The organism is Streptomyces sp. NPDC059787, assembly GCF_042732315.1.
Lineage (GTDB): Bacteria > Actinomycetota > Actinomycetes > Streptomycetales > Streptomycetaceae > Streptomyces > Streptomyces atrovirens.
In genome coordinates this window covers 49,413-66,575 of sequence record NZ_JBHWHX010000034.1, presented here as the reverse complement: position 1 = coordinate 66,575, position 17,163 = coordinate 49,413, and the positions used below count along the sequence as shown (strand labels likewise).

The following is a 17,163-nucleotide window of genomic DNA, read 5'->3' as shown; positions in this document are numbered from 1 at the left end:
GCCCCTGGTGACAGGGCGGGGTTCACGCGGCCGGCGCGACCGCCCGCACCGCCGGTGTGCGCAGCACGCGCCGGGCCGTGGACAGGCTCGTCCCGAAGGTCGCCACCGTCGTCACCGACACCATGGCGAGCCATGTGCCGAGGAACTGGTCCGGCAGCACCCCGTCGGTGCGGACGACCGTGAACGGCACGACGCCGGCCAGCGCGGCCACCGTGCCGAGGAACACGCCCGTGACCGTGAGGATCGCGCCCTCGGCGCCCACCATGCCGAGCACCTGCCCCGGAGTCGCCCCCGCCAGGCGCTGCTGCCCGAACTCACGGGAGCGGTAGGTCGTCGCCGCGTACAGCGAGTTGACCAGCATGACGCAGACGAAGACCGCGATGATGCCGACGACCGTGAGGTTGAGCGTCTCCAGGTTCTTCGCGTCGACCGACTTCACCAGACCCGAGGCCGCGACGGCGTCGCTCTCCACCGCCTGCATGGTGATCGTCGCCGTGGACACCGCGGTGAACATGATGAGCGGCACCAGGATCCCGGCGAGCTCACCGGACCGCTGCCGGAGGTTCCGCACGGCCAGCCACCCGCCGGCCCCACCGGGTGTCAGCCGGGCGAGTACGCCCTTCAGCAGCCGCGGCGCCATCAGCGCCAGCCCCACCGAGAGCATGATCGCCCCTTGGGCGGGCGGCGCCATCAGCATCTCGTCCGTCGCGGAGAGCAAGAAGGTGGAACAGGCCCCGGCGGCACCGACGGCCAGCGCCCCGTAGGCCAGGAACCGCCGGGCCCGGGCACGCTCCTTGCCGCGCCGCGTCACCCGCCGCACGGCCAGGAACGCGGCGCCCGCCGCCGCGAGCAGCGTGATGTCCACTCCGGAGATCAGCGCGATCGGTCCGAAGGAGTACTCGACCGACCGCGCGACCTGGCCGCCGTCCTGGAACATGTCCAGCAGCGCCCGCCCGCCGAGCATCGCCGGGCCGATCGCCAGTGCCGCGCCCACCAGGGCCACGACCGCCGCCTCACCCACGACCATCCGCTTGATCTGCGCCGGGGTCGCCCCCGAGCAGCGCAGCAGCTCCATCTCGGCCGCCCGCTGCCGCACGTTCACCGTCAGCGTCGAGGCGACGGCGAAGAACACCAGCAGCGTGCCGTACCCGCCGACCACGCCGGCCGCCGTGCCCAGCGTGTCGGAGCTCACCGGGTCCACGCCCGGCCGCCCGGCCGTGTCGTGCATCGAGTTGAACGTCATGATGATCGCCGCGCCCAGGAAGGCGGACAGCAGCGTCGCGAGGAACCGTCCGGGCCGTTGCCGGATCGACCGCAGGGCCAGTACGAGCACGGCTCACACCTCCGCCATCGTGTCGTCGCCCAGGTGCGCCAGCCGCTCGGCCACCGCGTCCGCCGTCGGCGCGTCCAGCCGGCCGGCGAGCCTGCCGTCCGCGAGGAACAGCACGCTGTCGGCGTAGGAGGCGGCGACCGGGTCGTGCGTCACCATCACCACGGTCCGCCCGTGCACCCGCACCGCCTCCTGGAGCAGCCGCAGCACCTCCCGGGCGCTGCGCGTGTCCAGGGCACCGGTCGGCTCGTCCGCGAAGATCACCCGGGGTTCGGTGACCAGCGCCCGCGCGATCGCGACGCGCTGCCGCTGGCCGCCGGAGAGCTGGTCGGGCCGGTGTCCGAGCCGGTCGCCGAGGCCGACGGCGGTGAGGATCTCCCGGGCCCGCCTCCGGTCCACGCGCCTGCCGGCCAGCTTCAGCGGCAGCACCGTGTTCTGCGCGACGGTCAGCGTCTCCAGCAGGTTGTACTGCTGGAAGACGAACCCGATCCGCCCGCGCCGGAACTTCGTCAGCTCCGCCTCGCCGCCACCCGTCAGCTCGGTCCCGTCGACCCGTACGATCCCGCTGTCCGGCCGGTCCAGACCCGCCGCGCACTGCAGCAGCGTCGACTTGCCCGAGCCGGACGGCCCCATCACCGCGGTGAACGTGCCCCGCGCCAGGCCGAGCGTCACCCCGTCGAGGGCGGTCACGGCACTGTCCGCCGTCCCGTAGGACTTGGTGACCTTGACCAGGCGCAGTGCCTCGGGGGCGGGCCCCGAGTCGTGATCGCGTCGTGCCCCGTTGCGAAACATCGTCATCTCCTCCGTCCGGCACGTCCTGTGCCATACCGACGACGCTACGGAGGAGACGGCCGCACCACATTGGGCGCAGAACCCGTATCGGGGGGTGTAGTCAGGACCACCCCCCGAGGGGGTTCACCCGACCAGCACGACCTCCAGGGTGCGCGGTCCGTGCACGCCCTCCACCCGGTCGAGTTCGATGTCACTGGTCGCCGAGGGGCCGGAGATCCAGGTGAGCGGGCGGGCCGGGTCGAGGCGTTCGAGGGCCCGGGGGACGGAGGAGACGACCTGGTCCGGGACGCGGACCACACAGATGTGGTGGTCGGGGACGAGGGTGATCCGGCGCCGCCCCTGGTCGGGGGAGCCGTCCAGCACGATCGTGCCCGTCTCCGCGACGGCGACCGCGCAGGCGGTGACCACACTGTCGACCCGGTCCAGCTCCTGCGGGGTGCTCTCCGCCCGGTCCGTCACCCGCGTCACCTCCGTCGCGGCGAGCCAGCCCTCGTCGAGGCCGGGCGGAACCAGCACCGACGACGCGCCGCGCGCCGCGAGCAGCCCGGCGACGACACCGGCCAGCCCGGCCGCGTCCGTACGGTGCACGACCGCCCGGTAGTCGGCCAGGTTCTCCGCGAGCAGGTCCACCGTCTCCTCGACGGTGCGCTCACCGTGCTCGCGCAGATAGTCACGGGCCACCGCCCGCTCGTACGGGGTGTCGTCCTTCGGTACGTCGGCGAGGGCCCGCCGCACCCGGCCCAGGATCCGTTCCCTGCTGCTCACTTCGCTGCTCCCTTCCCGCCCCGCGTACGCTGCCACCAGTCCCGGAACGGTTCCGCCGGCACCGGCGGCAGGTCCCGGGTCCCGCTCCACGCCCGGCCGGGGCCCGGCAGGGTGCGCGGATGGAGGCGGCGGGTGCGCGAGGCGAGGCGCTGGCCGGTGCGCAGGGCTCCGGGGTGCGCGAACGCCCAGCGGGCGGCGCGCATCGCGGCGCGCTCGGCGGCGTGCCCCTTGGCCGGCTTGAGCACCACCTTGTTGCCGCCCCGGGTCACCTCCCCGCCCTGGGCCACCCGCTCCCGCAGATGCACCAGCACCTCGGGGATGTCGATGGCGACCGGGCACACCTCGTAGCAGGCCCCGCACAGCGACGAGGCGTACGGCAGGGAGGCGTCGATCTCGCTTCCGGTGCCCCGGAGCTGGGGGCTGAGGATGGCGCCGATGGGGCCCGGGTAGACCGAGCCGTAGGCGTGGCCGCCGGCCCGCTCGTACACCGGGCACACGTTCAGACAGGCCGAGCAGCGGATGCAGCGCAGCGCCTGCCGGCCCACCTCGTCGGCGAGGGTGTCGGTGCGGCCGTTGTCCAGCAGGACCAGGTGGAAGTCGCGCGGCCCGTCCTCGTCGGTGGTGCCGGTCCAGGTGCTCGTGTACGGGTTCATCCGCTCGGCGGTCGAGGAGCGCGGCAGGGTCTGCAGGAACACCTCCAGGTCCTGCCAGGTCGGCACGATCTTCTCGATGCCGACGACCGAGATCAGCGTCTCGGGCAGGGTCAGGCACATGCGTCCGTTGCCCTCGGACTCCACCACCACCAGTGTGCCGGTCTCGGCCACCATGAAGTTGGCGCCGGAGACGCCGACCTTGGCGCGCAGGAACTTCTCCCGCAGGTGCAGCCGCGCCGCCTCTGCGAGTTCGGCGGGCGTGTCCGTCAGCCCCTCGGGGGCGGGGCGACCCCACTCGCCCATCTCGCGGGTGAAGATCTCCCGGATCTCCCCGCGGTTGCGGTGGATCGCCGGCACCAGGATGTGCGAGGGCCGGTCCTTGCCCAACTGCACGATCAGCTCGGCGAGATCGGTCTCGTAGGCGGCGATGCCCTGCGCCTCCAGGGCCTCGTTGAGCCCGATCTCCTGCGTGGCCATCGACTTGACCTTGACGACCTCCGACTCACCGGTCGCCTTCACCAGTTCGGCGACGATCCGGTTGGCCTCGTCGGCGTCCGCGGCCCAGTGCACGGTGCCGCCCGCCGCCGTCACCGACTCCTCCAACTGCTCGAGGTAACGGTCGAGGTGACGGAGCGTGTGGTCCTTGATCCGCTTGCCGGCCTCGCGCAGCTCGGCCCAGTCGGAGACCTCGGCGACCGCGCCCGCGCGCTTGGCGCGGATGGTGTGCGTGGCGTGCCGCAGGTTGCCCCGCAGTGTCGCGTTGCCGACCGCCTCGTGGGCGGCCCTGGGAAACGCCGGCATCCCGACGAACGTCCCGCTCATACGGCCGGCTCCTCCTCCGTGCTCGCCAGGATCTCCGCGATGTGCACCGGCCGCATACCGGTCCGCAGCCTGGTCATCGTTCCGCCGATGTGCATCAGACAGGAGTTGTCCGCCGCGCACAGCACCTCGGCGCCCGTCGACTCGGCGTTGCGCACCTTGTCGGTGCCCATCGCGGCCGAGACGTCGGAGTTCTTCAGCGCGAAGGTGCCGCCGAAGCCGCAGCACTCCTCGGCGCCCGGCAGCTCGGCCAGCTCCAACCCCTTCACCGCCCGCAGCAGCCGCAGGGGCCGCTCGCCGAGACCGAGACCGCGCAGCCCGTGACAGGTGGGGTGGTAGGTCACCTTGTGCGGGTAGTACGCCCCGACGTCCGTCACCCCCAGCACGTCCACCAGGAACTCCGTGAGCTCGTACGTCTTCGGCACCACCGGCGCCAGTGTCGCCGCGAGGGTGCCCCCGCGGCCCTCCGCCCGGGCCCGCTCACCCATCCGCGGATACAGCTCCCGCACCATCGCCCCGCACGACCCGGACGGCGTCACGATCGCCTCGTAGTCCTTGAAGACATCGGAGAAATGCCGGGCGAGCGGCTCGGCCTCGTGCCGGTAGCCCGTGTTGTAGTGCGCCTGACCGCAACAGGTCTGCGCCATCGGGAAGTCGACGTCGACGCCCAGCCTGGTCAGGAGTTTCACCACGGCGCGCCCGGTGTCCGGATAGAGCGTGTCGTTGACACAGGTCAGGAACAGTGCGACACGCATCGCGGCTCCTAGTGAATCGATCATCGGGTGAATGCAGAGTAGTGGGGGAGCGGGGACCCGGGGGAGACCGCGTCAGCCCCGGGCGAGCCGGGCCTGCGCCGCCTGCCACCGCTGCGTACCGCCGCGCGGTTCGTACCGCGTCAGCGGCTGGGTGCGGGTGAGCAGCCGCCGCGTCCCGGCCAGGTCGCCGACCAGGCCGTGGGCACGGGCCTGCACCAGCACATTGCCCAGTGCCGCCGCCTCCGTCGGCCCGGACACCACCGGCAGCCCGCAGGCGTCGGCGGTCAGCTGGCACAGCAGGGCGTTGCGGGTGCCGCCGCCCACGATGTGCACCACGTCGGCGGACTGCCCGGAGAGCCGCTGCGCGTCCTCGACGGCCTTGCGGTGGGCCAGGGCGAGCGAGTCGAGGATGCACCGGGTGATCTCGGCGGGCGTGGCCGGCACGGGCTGCCCCGAGGCCCGGCAGGCCTCGGCGATCCGTTCCGGCATCCGCCCCGGCGCGAGGAACGCCGCGTCCCCGGCGTCCACCACCGACCGCAGCGCCGGCACCTTGGCCGCGTCGAGCAGCAGCGCGCCCAGATCCGGCTGCCCCCAGGCCCGTACGCACTCCTGGAGCAGCCACAGACCCATGATGTTGCGCAGGTAGCGGACCGTGCCGTCCAGCCCCAGCTCGTTGGTGAAGTTGGCGGCCCGGCTCTCCTCGGTGAGCACCGGCGCGTCCAGCTCCAGGCCGGCCAGCGACCAGGTGCCGGTGCAGATGTACGCGAACCGCTCGCCGTCCGCCGGGACGGCGGCCACCGCGGACGCGGTGTCGTGCGAGCCGACCGCCGTCACCGGGACCGGCCCGGTCAGCCCGGTCTCCTCCAGCACCTCGGGCCGCAGCATTCCGGCCGCGTCCCCCGGCCGGCGCAGCGGCGCGAACAGCGAGAGGTCGATGCCGAGGCGCTCCGCGACCCCGTGCGCCCAGTCGCGGGTGCGCGGGTCGATCAGCTGGGTGGTCGAGGCGTTGGTCAGTTCCGTGCCCTGCTCACCGGTCAGCCAGTACGTCAGCAGATCCGGAATCAGCAACAGCCTGCGAGCCTGGGCCAGTTGGGCCGACCCGCGGGCCGCCGTCAACTGGTACAGCGTGTTGAACGGCGCGTACTGCAGACCGGTCGCCGCGTACAGCTCCCCGGCGGGCACGGTCGCCCACACCTTCTCCGCGATCCCGTCGGTACGGCTGTCGCGGTAGTGCACCGGGTTGCCGAGCAGCGCCCCGTCCGCGTCCAGCAGCCCGTAGTCCACGGCCCAGCTGTCGATGCCGACGGAGTCCACCGCGCCGGCCGCCTTCAGCCCGTCCAGCACACCGGCGTACAGCCCCAGGACGTCCCAGCGCAGCCCCTCGGGCACCCGCACCGGCCGGTTGGGGAAGCGGTGGGCCTCGGTCAGCTCCAGGCTGTCGGGGCCGACGCGGCCGACCATGACGCGCCCGCTGGACGCGCCGAGGTCGACCGCGGCGTAGGACTTCACGGCGCTCATCGCAGGAACGCGGCGGCGACGCCGGCGTCGACCGGGACGTGCAGTCCGGTGGTGTGGGTGAGGTCGCCGCCGGTCAGCGCGAACACGGCGTTCGCCACGTGCTCGGGCAGCACCTCGCGCTTCAGCAGCGTCCGCTGGGCGTAGAACTCGCCCAGCTTCTCCTCCGGCACCCCGTACACGGCGGCGCGCTTGGCGCCCCAGCCGCCGGCGAAGATGCCGGAACCGCGCACCACACCGTCCGGGTTGACGCCGTTGACCCGGATGCCGTGCTCACCCAGCTCGGCGGCGAGCAGGCGCACCTGGTGGGCCTGGTCGGCCTTGGTGGCGGAGTAGGCGATGTTGTTGGGGCCGGCGAACACGGCGTTCTTCGACGCGATGTAGACGATGTCCCCGCCCAGCTCCTGCGCGGTCATCACCCGGGCCGCCTCGCGCGAGACGAGGAAGGAACCGCGGGCCATGATGTCGTGCTGGAGGTCCCAGTCCTTCGCGGACGTCTCGAGCAGCGGCTTGGAGATCGAGATGCCGGCGTTGTTCACCACCAGGTCGACCCCGCCGAAGGCGAGCACCGCGGCCTTGAAGGCACCCGCGATCTGCTCCTCGGACGTCACGTCGACGGTCACGGCGACGGCCTTGTCGGACCCGCCCAGCTCCTCGGCGACCTCGGCGGCGTTCTCCCCGTTCAGGTCGGCCACGACGACACAGGCGCCCTCGGCCACCAGCCGCTGGGCGATCGCCCTGCCGATCCCGCTGCCGGCGCCGGTGACGAGCGCGACGCGCGTCGCGAGCGGCTTGGGCTTCGGCATCCGCTGGAGCTTGGCCTCCTCCAGCGCCCAGTACTCGATGCGGAACTTCTCCGACTCCTCGATCGGCGCGTACGTGGAGACCGCCTCGGCCCCGCGCATCACGTTGATCGCGTTGACGTAGAACTCGCCGGCCACGCGCGCGGTCTGCTTGTCCTTGCCGAAGCTGAACATGCCCACGCCCGGCACCAGCACGATCGCCGGGTCGGCTCCGCGCATCGCGGGGGAGTCGGGCCGGGCATGGCGCTCGTAGTAGGCGGCGTACTCCTCGCGGTAGGCCGCGTGCAGCTCCTTCAGCCGGGCGACCGCCTCGGCCGGCGGGGCGGACGGCGGCAGGTCCAGGACCAGCGGCCGGACCTTGGTGCGCAGGAAGTGGTCCGGGCAGGAGGTCCCCAGCGCGGCCAGCCGCGGGTGCTCGGCGCGGGCCAGGAAGTCCAGTACGGCGTCGGAGTCGTCGAAGTGCCCGACCTGCGGCCGGTCCTGCGAGGCGACGGCCCGGACGTACGGCGCCAGTGCGGCGGCCCGCTCCCGCCGCTCCTCCTCGGACAGCGCCTCGTACCCCTCGATCACCGGCCCGAACGGCTCCGGCCTGCCGCGCTCGGCGAGGAACTCCTCGGCGGTGCGGATGATGTGCAGCGAGTTCCGCTCGCACTCCTCGGAGGTGTCACCCCACGCGGTGATGCCGTGCCCGCCCAGCACACAGCCGATGGCCTGGGGGTTGGCCTCCTTCACGGCGGCGATGTCCAGCCCGAGCTGGAAACCGGGCCGCCGCCACGGCACCCACACCACGGTGTCGCCGAAGCACTCGGCGGTCAGCTTCTCCCCGTCGGCCGCGCAGGCGAGCGCGATCCCGGAGTCGGGGTGGAGGTGGTCGACGTGCGCGGCGCCGACGAGCCCGTGCATCGCGGTGTCGATCGAGGGCGCCGCACCCCCCTTGCCGTGCAGGCAGTAGTCGAACGCGGCGACCATCTCGTCCTCGCGCTCGACCCCCGGGTACACGTCGGTGAGCGCCCGCAGCCGGTCCAGCCGCAGCGCGGCCAGCCCCGCCTCGGTGAGCGTCCCGAGGTCACCCCCGGACCCCTTGACCCACATCAGCTCGACGTCACCCCCGGTGACGGGGTCGGTCTCGGTGCCCTTGGCGGAGGTGTTGCCGCCGGCGTAGTTGGTGTTGCGGGGATCGGCACCGAGCCGGTGAGAACGAGCGAGGAGGGCGGCGGCTTCGGGATTGGTTGCCATGAACGATCAGTCCTTCGGAGAAGAGGGGGAGTGAAACGCCCCGACAGGGGCGCGGGGAACTGCGCGATCAACCACGACCGACCCGCAGTCCGCGACGAACAGAACCCGGCAGACGCTCACGCGCCCCAGCCGGCCTGCTCACCCCCGACCCGCTCGGCCACGATCTTCTCGGCCCATCCGGACCGCCGGTAGGCGGCCACGGGCTCGGGGTCCAGCCCCATCTCCCCCCGCACCTCACGCAGCAGCGGACGCACGTCCGTGTTGTACGCGTCCATCAGCACGGCGTTGGCCTCGAGCACATCCCCGGCCCGCTGGGCATCGTCCAGCGCCGACCGGTCGACAAGGAGAGCCTTGGCCGTGGCTTCCTGAACGTTCATGACGGAACGGATGATCGCCGGGATCTTCGCCTCGATGTTGTGGCACTGATCCAGCATGAACGCCACCTCGGGAGTGAACCCGCCCCCGCGGATCACCTCGTACATGATCCGGAACAGCTGGAACGGGTCGGCCGCGCCGACCATCAGGTCGTCGTCCGCGTAGAACCGCGAGTTGAAGTCGAACGCGCCGAGCTTCCCCTCCCGCAGCAGCGTCGCCACGATGAACTCGATGTTGGTCCCCGGAGCGTGGTGACCGGTGTCGACGACGACCTGCGCCTTCGGCCCCAGCTTCAGGCAGTGCGCGTAGGCGGTGCCCCAGTCCGGCACGTCCGTCGTGTAGAACGCCGGCTCGAAGAACTTGTACTCCAGCAGCATCCGCTGGTCGTCCCCGAGCCGCTCGTACACCTCGGCGAGCCCTTCGGCGAGCCGGTCCTGCCGGGCGCGGATGTCGTCCTGGCCGGGGTAGTTCGTCCCGTCGGCGAACCACAGCTTCAGGTCCTTGGAGCCGGTCGCGTCCATGATGTCGACGCACTCCAGCAGATGGTCGACGGCCTTCCTGCGCACCGCCGCGTCGGGGGCGCAGATGCTGCCGAGCCGGTAGTCGTCGTCCTGGAAGGTGTTGGAGTTGATCGCGCCGAGCCTCACCCCGCGGTCCTCGGCGTGCTTGGCCAGCGCCGCGTAGTCCTCGACCTTGTCCCACGGGATGTGCAGCGCCACGGTCGGCGCGACACCCGTGAACGCGTGCACCTGGGCCGCGTCGTCCAGCTTCTCCTGCGGGGTGCGGGGAACGCCCTGTTGTGCGAACACCTTGAACCGGGTCCCCGAGTTCCCGTACGCCCAGGACGGCGTCTCCACGGCCTGTGTCTTGAGAGCGGCTTTCACCGCGGCGAGCTCGGTCACGTCAGGGCTCCTGTGACATCGGGTCGTAACGACCACTGAATGAAACGATTCAGAACGGGAAGCTATGGGTCTCCCGAAGGGGTGTCAACCCCTCGGGCGAAGACCGTCCTCCGTGACCAGGCCGAGACCTGAAGCTGTCGAAAGTTTTTCGACCGGGACCCATTGACGTGACATGCGTCTCGCGCCTAACGTCCCGGCAACCCAGTTGAAACCTTTCACGACGTCGCGAGGGCCTCCCACCGGCGTCGTCGAGGAGCCCTCATGACCCACCCGTCCGACACGGGTCCGGCCCCGGTTCTCGCGCTGAAGGACATCTCCAAGTCCTTCGGCGCGGTCCGCGCCCTGCGGGACGTCTCCCTGGAGCTGTTGCCCGGGGAGGTGCACGCCCTCGCCGGCGAGAACGGAGCCGGCAAGTCGACCCTCATCAAGACGCTCGCCGGAGTGCACCGTCCGGACACCGGCCAGGTGCTGCTCGACGGCGCCCCCGTCGTCTTCCACGGCCCCGGTGACGCCCGCGACGCCGGCATCGCCGTGATCTACCAGGAGCCCACGCTCTTCCCCGACCTGTCGATCGCCGAGAACATCTTCATGGGCCGGCAGCCCCGTCGGGCCCTCGGCCGGATCGACCACCGGGCCACCCACGACGCGACCGCCGCCCTGATGAAGCGGCTCGGTGTCGACCTCGACCCGGACCGCCCGGCCCGCGGCCTGTCCATCGCCGACCAGCAGATCGTCGAGATCGCCAAGGCGCTCTCCTTCGACGCCCGCGTCCTGATCATGGACGAGCCCACCGCCGCCCTCACCGGCAGCGAGGTCGCCCGCCTCTTCGGCGTCGTGCGCACCCTGCGCGAACAGGGCGCCGCCGTGCTGTTCATCTCCCACCGCCTGGAGGAGATCTTCGAGATCTGCCAGCGGGTCACCACGCTCCGCGACGGCGCCTGGATCTCCAGCGAGCCGCTGGACGGCATGACCGAGGACGACCTGGTCCGCCGCATGGTCGGCCGCGACCTCGAGGAGCTCTACCCCAAGCAGGACGTGACACCGGGCGAGGTCGCCCTGAGCGTGCGCCGGCTGACCCGCGAGGGCGTCTTCACCGACGTCTCCTTCGACGTGCGGCGCGGTGAGATCGTCGGCCTGGCCGGGCTCGTCGGCGCCGGGCGCACCGAGGTGGCCCGCGCCGTGTTCGGCGTCGACCGCTGGGACGCCGGCGAGGTCGAGGTCGACGGGCGCAGGCTCACCAACGGCGCCCCGTCCACGGCCATGGCCGCGGGACTCGCCCTGGTCCCCGAGGACCGGCGCGCCCAGGGCCTGGTGATGGACATGTCCATCGAGCGCAACATCGGCCTCACCGGACTCCGTACGACCGTGAGGGCCGGCCTGATGGACCGCGGCGCCGAACGCAGCCGCTCCCTCGACTGGGCCGTCAAGCTCCAGGTCAAGTACGCCCGGATCGCCGACACGGTGAACACCCTGTCCGGCGGCAACCAGCAGAAGGTCGTCCTCGCCAAGTGGCTCGCCACCGGGCCGAAGGTGCTGATCGTGGACGAGCCCACGCGCGGCATCGACGTCGGCACCAAGGCCGAGGTGCACCGCCTGCTGTCCCAGCTCGCCGCCGACGGCGTCGCCGTCCTGATGATCTCCTCCGACCTGCCCGAGATCCTCGGCATGGCCGACCGCGTGCTGGTGATGCACGAGGGCCGGCTCACCGCCGAGATCCCCCGCACCGACGCCACCGAGGAAACCGTGATGGCCGCAGCCACGGGGAGGGCCGCCGCATGACGGTCGCCGCTCCCGAAGAAGCCCCCGTCGCCGAGGCGCCGAAGGCCGGCGCCACCCGGCTGGTGGACCGCGTCTTCAAGATGCGCGAACTCGCCATCCTCGTCGTCTTCCTGGTGATGATCGCCGTCACCCAGGCCGGCAACAGCGAGTTCCTGTCCGAACAGGGCATCAAGGACCTGCTGCTGAACGCGACCATCCTGGTCCTGGTCGCCACCGGCCAGTCCCTGGTCGTCATCACCCGCAACGTCGACCTGTCCGTCGGCTCCACCCTCGGCATCAGCGCCTTCGCCGCCGGCGTCTACCTCCAGGACGGCGGGAACCCGGTCGTCGCCATCGCCCTCGCCGTCCTGCTCGGCATCGGCTTCGGTCTGCTCAACGGCCTGCTCGTCAGCCTCGGCCAGGTACCCGCCCTCGTGGTCACCCTCGGCACGCTCTACATCATCCGCGGCATCGACTCCATCTGGGTCGGCTCCCGCCAGATCACCGCCGCCGATCTCCCCGGCGGGTTCGTCGACTTCGGCTCCGGCGGCATCTCGGCCGTTCCCTATCTGGCGCTGATCGCGCTCGCGGTGCTCGTGGCGACGGCGTACTACCTCAAGCACTTCGGCAGCGGACGCGAGCTGTACGCGCTCGGCTCCAACCCGGAGGCCGCCCGGCTCGCCGGCATCCCCGTACGCAAGCGGATCCTCGCCGCGTACACCTTCTGCGGCGCCCTCGCCGGCCTCGCGGGCGCCCTGTACCTGGCCCGGTTCGGCAACGTCGACTCCGGAACCGGGAACGGCTACGAACTCACCGTCGTCAGCGCGGTCGTGGTCGGCGGCGTGGTCTTCACCGGCGGCTCCGGCAGCGTCTACGGCGCGGCGCTCGGCGCGCTGCTGCTGACCTCCATCAACAGTGTGCTGCCCGCCCTCGGTGTCAGCTCCGTGTGGCTGCTCGCCATCAACGGCATCCTGCTCATCCTCGCCATCGCGGTCGACCGGATCGTCGCGCTGCGCGTGGCCTCCGCCCTGAAGAAGAGGAACGCCCGCCATGCCTGAGTCCCTGACGCGCGCCGTCCGCTGGGACACGGTCGTCGGCGCCCTGCTCGTCGTCGTCCTGCTGCTGTCCTTCACCACCGTCGACGGCTTCGGCAACGCGCTCAACCTGTCGTTCCTCATCGGCAACACCCTGCCGATCGCGCTGATCGCCCTGCCCATGACCCTGCTCGTGGTCTCCGGCGAGATCGACCTGTCCGTGGCCTCCACGGCCGGCCTGTCCGGCGCGGTGATGGGCGCCCTGTGGAACCAGGGCATGACCATCGAGACGATCATCCCGATCTGCCTCGTGATCGGTGTCGTCTGCGGCCTGGTCAACGGCCTGCTGGTGACCCGCCTCGGGCTGCCCTCCCTCGCCGTCACCATCGGCACGCTGGCCGCCTACCGGGGCATCGCACAGATCGTGCTCGGCTCCGACGCGGTGACCGACTTCCCCACCCAGTACCTGGACTTCGCCGCCGGACGCATCGGCGACACGTTCGTCCCGTACGCCCTCCTGCCCTTCCTGGTGCTGCTCGCCATCGCCGTCGTCGCCCTGCACGCCACCCCGTTCGGCCGGTCGCTGTTCGCGATCGGCGCGAGCGAGGAGGCGGCCCGGTTCGCCGGCATCCGCGTCAAGCGGCAGAAGCTGATCCTGTTCACCCTGACGGGACTCATGGCCTCCCTCACGGGCGTCTTCTGGGCGTTGCACTACGCCAGCGCGCGCTATGACAACGCCACCGGACTCGAACTCTCCGTCGTGGCGGCGGTGCTGCTCGGCGGTATCGACTTCGACGGCGGCAAGGGGACGCTCGGTGGTGCGATCGCCGGTGTGTTCCTGCTCGGCGCACTGCAGAACGTGATGAGCCTGCAGGACGTGTCCGCGCAGTCCCAGATCGTCGTCACCGGTGTGCTGCTGGTGCTGTCCGTGCTCGGACCTCGCGTCGCACGGCAGGTCGCCCTGGCAAGGGCACGAAGGCTGACGTCGACGTCATAGGGCTGTTCGACGACCGCGGGCCGGTCGTGGCCGGTCGCGCCCACGCGGCCGAGCCGCACATCGATACAGTCCCGCGCCCCTTCGGGGGCGCTTCTCCTCACCTTCTTGAAAAGGAACCCATCATGCGCAAGGCAACCCTCCGCCGTACCTGTGCGGCCCTCGCCGCCGTCACCTCGCTCGCTCTCGCCGCCACCGCCTGCGGTGGTACCACCAAGGAGGACGTCAAGAACGAGGGCGGCGGCGCCGCCGCCTCGGCCGGCAAGGCCGACCCGAACGCGGCCACCAAGAAGGGCCTGACCGTCGGCTTCCTGCCCAAGCAGGTCAACAACCCCTACTTCACCACCGCCGACAAGGGCGGCGAGAAGGCCGTCAAGGAGCTGGGCTCCACCTACAAGGAGGTCGGCCCCTCCAGCGCCACCGACACCGCCGGACAGGTCTCCTACGTCAACACCCTGACCCAGCAGCAGGTCGACGCCATGGCCGTCTCCGCGCAGGACCCCGGCGCCCTGTGCACCGCGCTCAAGCAGGCCATGAAGAACGGCATCAAGGTCGTCACCTACGACTCCGACACCACCGCCGACTGCCGCAACGCCTTCGTCTCGCAGGCCAGCGGCGAGGACCTGGGCCGCACCGAGGTGCAGCTGCTCGCCGAGCAGATCGACTACAAGGGCGAGATCGCGATCCTGTCCGCCGCGCAGACCGCGACCAACCAGAACGCCTGGATCGAGTTCATGAAGGACGAGCTCAAGGACCCCAAGTACAAGGACATCAAGCTGGTCAAGGTCGCCTACGGCAACGACGACGCCCAGCAGTCCTTCCAGCAGACCCAGGGCCTGCTCCAGGAGTACCCGAACCTGAAGGGGATCATCTCCCCGACCACCGTCGGCATCAAGGCCGCCGCCCAGTACCTGTCCGGCTCCAAGTACAAGGGCAAGGTCAAGCTGACCGGCCTCGGCACCCCCAACGACATGCGCAAGTACGTCAAGAACGGCACCGTCGAGGCGTTCGAGCTCTGGGACCCGGCCAAGCTCGGCGAGCTGGCCGCCCGCACCGCCGTCGCCCTGTCCTCCGGCCAGATCACCGGCAAGGAGGGCGAGACCTTCAAGGCCGGCGCGATGGGCGAGTACACCATCGGCAAGGACGGCGTGATCAACCTCGGCAAGCCCACCGTCTTCAACGCCGAGAACATCGACCAGTTCGACTTCTGATCCCCACTTCCCCCTGAAGGAGCGGTACTTCATGCAACGCGTCTGTTTCCTGCTCAAGGTCCGACAGGACCGGATCGCCGAGTACCGCGAACGCCATGCCGCCGTGTGGCCCGAGATGTGCGAGGCGCTCTCGACCACCGGCTGGCACAACTACTCCCTCTTCCTGCGTGACGACGGCCTCCTCGTCGGCTACCTGGAGACCGAGGACTTCGAGGCGGCCAAGGCCGGCATGGAGGCCACCGAGGTCAACGCCCGCTGGCAGGCCGAGATGTCCCCCTTCTTCGAGTCCCTCGACGGCTCCCGGCCGGACGAGGCGATGAAACCGCTGACCGAGGTCTTCCACCTCGCCTGACGAAGGAGCCCGCGATGAGACGACGCACTCTTCTGGCCGGCGCACTCCTCGGCACCGCGGCGGCCCCCGCCCTCGCCGCCGGCACCGCACGGGCCGCCGCCCCCGGCCCGTCGGTCACCCGCATCGGCACCACCACGCTCGACAGCCGGGCGATCTACTTCGTGTCGTACGACGGCCTGGTCAACAACAACGCGTTCCAGAAGAACGGCCTGCTCACCCACAAGGGCCACCAGTACGCGGCCTGGTACACCGCCGACCGGGGCGCCGTCGTCGGCCGTCGCGCTCTCGGCGCGAGCACCTGGGAGACCGTGCGGGTCGGCCACACCCTGCGCTACGACGACTCGCACAACGTCATCTCCATGGGCGTCTCGAAGACCGACGGCCGACTGCACCTCAACATGGACTCCCACAGCGACGGCTTCACCTACGTCAAGTCCGTCGCCGGACTCCTGGACGACCCCACCGGGCTGAGCTGGACCGCGAGCCGCTTCGGCACCCCGCAGTCCACGCTCGACGGCCTCGCCCTCACCTCGCAGTTCACCTACCCGCAGTTCGTCGCCACCCCCGAGGGCCGGCTCCAGCTCAGCTACCGGGCCGGTGTCTCCGGCAACGGCCGCAACGCCCTCGCCGAGTACGACGGCACCCGGTGGACCGCGCTGGGGGAGTGGTCCTCCTCCACCGGCACCTACAGCAGCGAGCACGGATCCTCCACCGCCCGCAACATGTACCTGCACGGCATCGACTACGACCGCAGCGGCCGCCTGCACTCCTTCTTCACCTGGCGCGAGCAGAACGGTGCCGTGATGTGCGGCGGCGGCGGCATCACCAACCACGACACCGGCTACGTCCACTCCGACGACCGCGGCCGTACCTGGCGCAACGACGCGGGCACCGTCGTCGGCAGAACCGGGGGCTCCGACCGGGTCTCCGTCACCGACGCCGGGCTGGTCGTCGACCCGCTGAACCCGGACCACTCCCTGATGAACCAGGAGAGCCAGTCCACCGACTCCGCCGGCCGGCCGCACGCGATCATCTCCTACGTCCCCGGCCGCTTCGGCCAGTGCACCACGGACTACGTCGCCGACCGCACCGCGAACGGCCGCGCCTTCCACGTCCGCCGCACCGCCGCCGGCACCTGGCGGAAGACCGAGATCCCCGTCCCGCTGAACTCCAGCCAGCGCACCAAGCTGGTCCTGGACCGGTACGACAACGCCTACGCCGTGTTCCCCTACGGCCGTATCGCCGCCGCCTCCGCGGCCTCCGGGCACACCGACTGGAAGCTGCTGTACGACGGCGCCGGACTGAACGCCTTCGGCGAGGTGGTCATCGACGAGACCCGCGTAGCCCAGGACGGGGTGCTGTCGGTCATGTACCAGGAGAAGTCCACCGGTACGACACCCTCACCCCTGCACGTCGTCGACTTCCGCCTGCCCGCCTGACCGTGTCCGCTCCGGGGCGGCGTGCCGGTAGTGTGATGGCCCGCCGCGCCGCCCCTCTCCCTGGAGGTCCCTGCCCGATGGCCCAGTCGGTGGGTATCAAGGACGTCGCCCGCGTCGCCGGAGTATCCGTCGGCACGGTCTCCAACGTGATCAACCGCCCGGACACGGTCGCCGCCGAGACCCGGGCCCGGGTGCTGTCCGCCATAGACCGGCTCGGCTACGTGCGCAGCGAGTCCGCCCGTCAGCTGCGCGCCGGCCGCAGCCGCATCATGGGCCTGCTCGTCCTCGACATGGGCAACCCGTTCTTCGTCGACGTCGCGGGCGCGCCCCCCACCCCCCCCCCCCCGGCCGGGGGCCGCGGGAGGTGGTGAAAAACCCCCCCCAAACCCACCCCGGAGGGCGCCGAAAGCTCCCCCAAAACCCCCCCCCC

General features: G+C 71.3%; 14 protein-coding genes and 1 pseudogene. 7 read left to right on the top strand and 8 right to left on the bottom strand.

Annotated features, from left to right (window positions below; all coding sequences use genetic code 11):
- Window positions 1–22: 22 nt before the first annotated feature.
- The 8 genes from ACFV5H_RS27320 to rhaI all read right to left on the bottom strand — a co-directional run bounded on the left by ACFV5H_RS27320 (window position 23) and on the right by rhaI (window position 9,945).
- Window positions 23–1,333 (bottom strand): FtsX-like permease family protein, encoded by a 1,311-nt coding sequence (locus ACFV5H_RS27320; protein WP_385057258.1) that lies wholly within the window; start codon window positions 1,331–1,333, stop codon window positions 23–25.
- Between the two features lie 3 nt (window positions 1,334–1,336).
- A complete protein-coding gene (locus tag ACFV5H_RS27315) occupies window positions 1,337–2,122 on the bottom strand; it encodes an ABC transporter ATP-binding protein (protein WP_385057281.1) in 786 nt (261 codons plus the stop codon).
- 123 nt (window positions 2,123–2,245) lie between these two features.
- Window positions 2,246–2,887 carry a lactate utilization protein C gene (locus tag ACFV5H_RS27310; protein ID WP_385197689.1) on the bottom strand — a complete coding sequence of 214 codons (642 nt, stop codon included), beginning with the start codon at window positions 2,885–2,887 and terminating at the stop codon, window positions 2,246–2,248.
- Window positions 2,884–4,362, bottom strand: a complete 1,479-nt coding sequence (locus tag ACFV5H_RS27305; protein WP_385197687.1) for a LutB/LldF family L-lactate oxidation iron-sulfur protein — start codon at window positions 4,360–4,362, stop codon at window positions 2,884–2,886. The genes ACFV5H_RS27310 and ACFV5H_RS27305 overlap by 4 nt, the downstream gene beginning before the upstream one ends.
- Complete coding sequence (locus ACFV5H_RS27300) at window positions 4,359–5,114, bottom strand: (Fe-S)-binding protein (protein ID WP_385057263.1); 756 nt, start codon at window positions 5,112–5,114, stop codon at window positions 4,359–4,361. The genes ACFV5H_RS27305 and ACFV5H_RS27300 overlap by 4 nt, the downstream gene beginning before the upstream one ends.
- 72 nt (window positions 5,115–5,186) lie before the next feature.
- Window positions 5,187–6,632 (bottom strand): rhamnulokinase family protein, encoded by a 1,446-nt coding sequence (locus ACFV5H_RS27295; protein WP_385197685.1) that lies wholly within the window; start codon window positions 6,630–6,632, stop codon window positions 5,187–5,189.
- Window positions 6,629–8,668, bottom strand: coding sequence for a bifunctional aldolase/short-chain dehydrogenase (locus ACFV5H_RS27290; RefSeq protein ID WP_385197684.1), 2,040 nt, complete (start codon window positions 8,666–8,668; stop codon window positions 6,629–6,631). The genes ACFV5H_RS27295 and ACFV5H_RS27290 overlap by 4 nt, the downstream gene beginning before the upstream one ends.
- Window positions 8,669–8,784: 116 nt before the next feature.
- Entirely contained in the window at window positions 8,785–9,945 is a 1,161-nt protein-coding gene (gene rhaI / locus ACFV5H_RS27285; protein ID WP_385197682.1) for an L-rhamnose isomerase, read from the bottom strand.
- Between the two features lie 261 nt (window positions 9,946–10,206).
- Here rhaI and ACFV5H_RS27280 point away from each other — a divergent pair, with 261 nt between their 5' ends.
- From ACFV5H_RS27280 to ACFV5H_RS27250, 7 genes and pseudogenes are all read left to right on the top strand, one after another.
- Window positions 10,207–11,724 (top strand): sugar ABC transporter ATP-binding protein, encoded by a 1,518-nt coding sequence (locus ACFV5H_RS27280; RefSeq protein WP_385057269.1) that lies wholly within the window; start codon window positions 10,207–10,209, stop codon window positions 11,722–11,724.
- On the top strand, window positions 11,721–12,761 hold the full coding sequence (locus tag ACFV5H_RS27275) for an ABC transporter permease (RefSeq protein WP_385197681.1): 1,041 nt from the start codon (window positions 11,721–11,723) through the stop codon (window positions 12,759–12,761). Before ACFV5H_RS27280 ends, ACFV5H_RS27275 begins: the two co-directional genes overlap by 4 nt.
- A complete protein-coding gene (locus ACFV5H_RS27270) occupies window positions 12,754–13,734 on the top strand; it encodes an ABC transporter permease (RefSeq protein ID WP_385057273.1) in 981 nt (326 codons plus the stop codon). The genes ACFV5H_RS27275 and ACFV5H_RS27270 overlap by 8 nt, the downstream gene beginning before the upstream one ends.
- A 122-nt stretch (window positions 13,735–13,856) precedes the next feature.
- Window positions 13,857–14,942, top strand: a complete 1,086-nt coding sequence (gene rhaS / locus ACFV5H_RS27265) for a rhamnose ABC transporter substrate-binding protein (protein ID WP_385057275.1) — start codon at window positions 13,857–13,859, stop codon at window positions 14,940–14,942.
- A 31-nt stretch (window positions 14,943–14,973) separates the two neighbouring features.
- The gene (locus tag ACFV5H_RS27260; RefSeq protein WP_385197680.1) at window positions 14,974–15,294 is read left to right on the top strand and encodes an L-rhamnose mutarotase; all 321 of its coding nucleotides are present in this window, start codon (window positions 14,974–14,976) and stop codon (window positions 15,292–15,294) included.
- A 14-nt stretch (window positions 15,295–15,308) separates the two neighbouring features.
- Window positions 15,309–16,733, top strand: coding sequence for a BNR repeat-containing protein (locus ACFV5H_RS27255; RefSeq protein WP_385197678.1), 1,425 nt, complete (start codon window positions 15,309–15,311; stop codon window positions 16,731–16,733).
- A 77-nt stretch (window positions 16,734–16,810) separates the two neighbouring features.
- Window positions 16,811–17,053: pseudogene (locus ACFV5H_RS27250) on the top strand (LacI family DNA-binding transcriptional regulator); the annotation flags it as partial.
- Window positions 17,054–17,163 lie beyond the last annotated feature (110 nt).

Bases quoted from the DNA above. Each gene is read 5' to 3' on its own strand.
- ACFV5H_RS27315 (WP_385057281.1), bottom strand. From the start codon at position 2,122: ATGTTTCGCAACGGGGCACGACGCGATCACGACTCGGGGCCCGCCCCC.
- ACFV5H_RS27305 (WP_385197687.1), bottom strand. From the start codon at position 4,362: ATGAGCGGGACGTTCGTCGGGATGCCGGCGTTTCCCAGGGCCGCCCAC.
- ACFV5H_RS27300 (WP_385057263.1), bottom strand. From the start codon at position 5,114: ATGCGTGTCGCACTGTTCCTGACCTGTGTCAACGACACGCTCTATCCG.
- ACFV5H_RS27280 (WP_385057269.1), top strand. From the start codon at position 10,207: ATGACCCACCCGTCCGACACGGGTCCGGCCCCGGTTCTCGCGCTGAAG.
- ACFV5H_RS27295 (WP_385197685.1), bottom strand. From the start codon at position 6,632: ATGAGCGCCGTGAAGTCCTACGCCGCGGTCGACCTCGGCGCGTCCAGC.
- ACFV5H_RS27275 (WP_385197681.1), top strand. From the start codon at position 11,721: ATGACGGTCGCCGCTCCCGAAGAAGCCCCCGTCGCCGAGGCGCCGAAG.
- ACFV5H_RS27290 (WP_385197684.1), bottom strand. From the start codon at position 8,668: ATGGCAACCAATCCCGAAGCCGCCGCCCTCCTCGCTCGTTCTCACCGG.
- ACFV5H_RS27260 (WP_385197680.1), top strand. From the start codon at position 14,974: ATGCAACGCGTCTGTTTCCTGCTCAAGGTCCGACAGGACCGGATCGCC.
- ACFV5H_RS27255 (WP_385197678.1), top strand. From the start codon at position 15,309: ATGAGACGACGCACTCTTCTGGCCGGCGCACTCCTCGGCACCGCGGCG.
- ACFV5H_RS27270 (WP_385057273.1), top strand. From the start codon at position 12,754: ATGCCTGAGTCCCTGACGCGCGCCGTCCGCTGGGACACGGTCGTCGGC.
- rhaS (WP_385057275.1), top strand. From the start codon at position 13,857: ATGCGCAAGGCAACCCTCCGCCGTACCTGTGCGGCCCTCGCCGCCGTC.